The following is a 4333-nucleotide window of genomic DNA, read 5'->3' as shown; positions in this document are numbered from 1 at the left end:
CAGATGATTCTGATGATATGGACTAGAAAATAAAGAAAGAGAAAGTGAGGTGGGAGTCATGGCAAAATGCTCGGCAAGGAGAACGCGGCCGGCTTCACCAAGCTGACCAAGGTGCTCACCGTCGTGCAGGGCTCGGCCGACGGCCTGACCATCTCCCCGGGTCTGACCAGTGGTAACGAGCTGGTCAAGGCGGCCGGCAAGGACTTCTTCAGCTACCGCTGGCCGGACCTGTACAAGAAGCTGGACACCGAGGGCCAGGCGGCGACCAACCAGCTGATGTTCGAGGGCGGCACGGCCGACGCATTCTGCGCCAGGATGCAGAAGGCCGCGGACGCCATCTAGCCGTCCACAGCCCCGCCACCACCCTTGACCGGACTAAAGGCTTCCTTTCCGCCGGGCAGGGGACGTAGAAAGGACGCCATGCGGCGCGGCAAGTATCCCTTCATCATCGGTTTCCTTGCTGTGCCGGTGGCGCTCTACGCGGTCTTCGTGATCGCGGCGTACGTACAGACCTTCCAGCTGGCGCTCACGGACTGGTCGGGGCTGGGGCCCATCGAGTACGTCGGTTTCAAGAACTTCGTCACGATGTGGAACGACGAGTTGTTCTGGCGATCGGTCCAGCACAACCTGTTCGTACTCCTCGTCCTGCCGCTCGTCACGATCGCCATCGCGCTGGTGTTCGCGTTCCTGCTGAACGTCGGCGGCGGTCACAAGGGCGGCACCACCCGCGGTGTCTGGGGCTCGAAGCTGTACCGGGTGTTGTTCTTCTTCCCGCAGCTGCTGGCCCTGGCCATCGTCGCGGTGATCTTCGGCCGGGTCTACTCGCCGGACGAGAGCGGGCTGATCAACGGCCTGCTCCCGTCCGGCTGGGATCCGATCCTGTTCCTGGCCGACAAGAACCTCGCGCTGATCTGCATCGTCGCGGTGCTGGTCTGGCAGTCGGTCGGCTTCTACGTGGTGCTGTTCTCGGCCGGCATGGGCTCCATCTCGCCCGAGGTCTACGAGGCCGCGGCGCTCGACGGCGCCACCCGGATCACGCTGTTCTTCCGGATCGCCGTCCCACTGCTGTGGCAGACCATCCAGGTCGCCTGGGTCTACCTCGGCATCGCGGCCTTCGACGTCTTCGCTCTGGTCAACATCATGTCCGTCGAGCGCGGCGGCCCGGACGGCGCCACCTCGGTGCTCAGCCTCATGATCTACCGCAACGCGTTCGAGTACTCCCAGGCCGGCTACGCCTCCGCGCTGGGTGTCTCACTGTTCATCCTGACCCTGGCGTTCGCCGCGCTGACCCTGCGGGTCACGCGCCGCGACGCCGTCGAGATGTGAGGGGTACGCCATGACCGTGACTGCCGGCGCACCCGCCACACCCACGAAGGCCGCCGCCTCGGGCCGCAAGCCCGACGTGAAGCGCGAGGTCAACGCGTTCTCCGGCCTGGCGCACATCGCCCTGTTCATCTGGGCGCTGGCCACCGCCGGCCCGCTGATCTGGGTGGTGCTCAGCTCGTTCAAGAACAACACCGAGATCTTCCTGGGCCAGCCGTTCGGCCTGCCCGGCTCGTTCTCCCTCGAGTCCTACGTGAACGCGTGGAACACCGCGCACGTCGGCCAGTACTTCCTGAACAGCGTCTTCGTCGTGGTGCTGAGCACGGCCGGCACGATGCTGTTCGGCTCGATGGCCGCCTACGTGCTCGCCCGCTTCAAGTTCTTCGGCAACCGCTTCATCTACTACCTGTTCGTCAGCGGGCTCGCCTTCCCGACCTTCATGGCCCTGGTCCCGCTGTTCTTCATCCTGAAGAGCTTCGGGCTGCTCAACACGTTCACCGGGCTGATCCTGGTGTACATCGCGTACTCGCTGCCGTTCACGGTGTTCTTCCTGGCCGCGTTCTTCAAGACGCTGCCGATGGAGATCGAGGAGGCGGCGACCGTGGACGGCGCCTCGTACACCAGAACGTTCTTCCAGATCATGGTGCCGATGGCGCGCAGCGGCCTGGTCAGCATCACGATCTTCAACATCGTCGGCCAGTGGAACCAGTACCTGCTGCCGGTCGCGATCATGCAGGGCGCCGGCGCCGACTCCAAGTGGGTACTGACCCAGGGCATCGCGAACATCAGCACGTCGGCCGGATACCAGGCCCAGTGGTCGACGCTCTTCGCCGCGCTGACCCTGTCGATCCTGCCGATGATCGTGGTCTACGCGGTCTTCCAGCGCCAGATCCAGGCGGGGCTCACCGCGGGCGCCGTCAAGTAACGCGGTTTTGTCGTACCCCCGGGCGAGAATCGGGGGGTGGACATCTCCTCCTCTCCGCCGGCTGGTCCGTCGGCCGTCGGCCCGGGCGCGCTCGTCGCGGTGCAGGACGGCGGCGTCGGTCCGGCCGCGCACGGGGGCGGCCGGCTCCTGAGCCTGCACCCTGACGGCCGGTCGGGCGGGCCGGCCGAGGAGGTGCCCGATCTGGCGGCGGCGATCCGCTCCCGCGAGGCGTCCGGCCCGGTCCGCTGGGTGTGGGCGGCCACCGCCGAGCTCTACCCGGTCCTCCTGCGCGCCGGGGTGCGGGTCCGCCGGTGCCACGACCTCGAGCTGACCGAGGCGTTGCTGCAGGGTCACGCCGGCCGCTGGGGGTCGCCGCGAGCGCTGCCCGCGATCCTGGCGCGGCTCGACGGCCGGCCGGTGCCGCCCGATCCGCCACCGCGCCAGCCCGATCCGCCCGGCCTGAGCCAGGGCTCGCTCTTCGACACGGGCCCGGCGCCCACGTCCGGCTCGGCGAGGGTCGAGGACATCGCTCGCGCCTTCGCCGACCAGCAGACCCGCCTCGCGGCGACCGAGCACCCCGGCCGCTTCCGCCTGCTGGTCGCCGCCGAGTCGGCCGGTGCCCTGCTCGGCGTCGAGATGGGCCGGGCCGGGCTGCCGTGGCGCGCCGACCTGCACGACGAGCTGCTGCGCGAGCTGCTCGGCGCGCCCCAGCCGGTCGGGCCGCCGCGCCGCCTGGCCGAGCTGACCGCCGAGATCAATGCGGCCTTCGGCGTGCACGGCCTGCATCCCGACTCCCCGGCCGAGGTGATCCGCGCCTTCGCCGGGGCCGGCGTCGAGGTGCCCAACACGCGGGCGTGGGTGCTGCGCCGGGTCGAGCATCCGGCGGTCAAGCCCTTGCTGGAGTACAAGGAGCTCTATCGCATCTGGACGGCGCACGGCTGGGCGTGGCGCGACGCCTGGATCGTCGATGGGCGCTTCCGCTCGGAGTTCGTGCCCGGCGGCGTGGTGTCCGGCCGCTGGGCGACGCGCGGGGGCGGCGCCCTGCAGGTGCCCAAGGCGGTGCGGCGCGCGGTGGTGGCCGACCCGGGCCACCGTTTCGTGGTGGCCGACGCCGGCCAGCTGGAGCCGCGGGTGCTGGCCGCGATCTCCGGCGACGCCCGCCTGGCCGCGGCGGCCTCGGCCGGCGACCTCTATGCGGCGCTGGCGGCGGATTCCTTCGACGGCGACCGGGCGAAGGCCAAGGTGGCGCTGCTCGGCGCGATGTATGGCCAGACCGGCGGGGCGGCGATCCCGGCGCTGGCGGTGCTGCGGCAGAGCTATCCCACGGCGTTCGAGTTCGTGGAGGCGGCGGCCCGCACGGGCGAGGCCGGCGGCCTGGTCCGGTCGTGGCTGGGCCGCACCTGCCCACCGGCGTCGACGGCGTGGCGCGATGCGGGTCTGGAGCCGCCGGAGGAGGCGGGTTCGGCGGAGTCGCAGGGCGGCGCGTCGGGCCGGGCGCGGGGCCGTTTCACCCGCAACTTCGTGGTCCAGGCGACGGCGGCGGAGTGGGCGCTGGTGCTGCTGGCTTCGTTGCGTACGGCGCTGGAGGGTGCAAAGGCGGAGCTGGTCTTCTTCGTCCACGACGAGGTGGTGATCCACTGCCCGGAGGAGGAGACGGGCCGGGTGCAGGAAGCGGTCCACGCCGCCGCGGCGGAGGCGGGCCGCCTGCTCTTCGGCGAGACGAAGGTCCGCTTCCCGCTGGATGTGGCGGTCGTCGAGTGCTACGCCGACGCCAAGTGACAGCTTGCGTAGGCTGAGGGGGTGATCACCTCAGTGCACACGCTGATCTTCGCGGAGGACCCGGACGCCGCGCGGGCGTTCTTCTCCGATGTGCTCCGATTTCCGGCGGCCGACACCGGCGGCGGGTGGCTGATCTTCAAGACCGGCCCCAGCGAGTTGGGCGTGCACCCGGCCGGGCCGGGCGGCACGCAGCAGTTCGATGTCTCGCTGATGTGTGACGACCTCAAGTCGACGATGGCCGAGCTGTCCGGGCGCGGCGCGGAGTTCGTCGGGGACGTCGTGGATCGGGGCTTCGGGCTCGTCGTG

The 4333-nt window shown here is 70.0% G+C and carries 5 protein-coding genes; all 5 read left to right on the top strand.

From position 1 onward, the window contains the following. The first annotated feature begins 66 nt into the window (after window positions 1-66). Complete coding sequence (locus tag AB0M20_RS29465) at window positions 67-342, top strand: hypothetical protein (RefSeq protein WP_364303578.1); 276 nt, start codon at window positions 67-69, stop codon at window positions 340-342. Between the two features lie 78 nt (window positions 343-420). Next, complete coding sequence (locus AB0M20_RS29460; protein ID WP_364303577.1) at window positions 421-1326, top strand: sugar ABC transporter permease; 906 nt, start codon at window positions 421-423, stop codon at window positions 1324-1326. Between the two features lie 10 nt (window positions 1327-1336). Beyond that, window positions 1337-2248 (top strand): carbohydrate ABC transporter permease, encoded by a 912-nt coding sequence (locus tag AB0M20_RS29455; RefSeq protein ID WP_364303575.1) that lies wholly within the window; start codon window positions 1337-1339, stop codon window positions 2246-2248. Between the two features lie 36 nt (window positions 2249-2284). Beyond that, window positions 2285-4027 (top strand): bifunctional 3'-5' exonuclease/DNA polymerase, encoded by a 1743-nt coding sequence (locus AB0M20_RS29450; RefSeq protein WP_364303574.1) that lies wholly within the window; start codon window positions 2285-2287, stop codon window positions 4025-4027. A gap of 21 nt (window positions 4028-4048) precedes the next feature. After that, window positions 4049-4333 (top strand): extradiol dioxygenase (locus AB0M20_RS29445; RefSeq protein ID WP_364303573.1); only part of this gene is annotated, 285 nt, incomplete at its 3' end.

It is taken from the genome of Actinoplanes sp. NPDC051633 (genome assembly GCF_040681735.1).
GTDB lineage: Bacteria > Actinomycetota > Actinomycetes > Mycobacteriales > Micromonosporaceae > Actinoplanes.
This window is presented reverse-complemented; position numbering and strand designations above follow the sequence as displayed.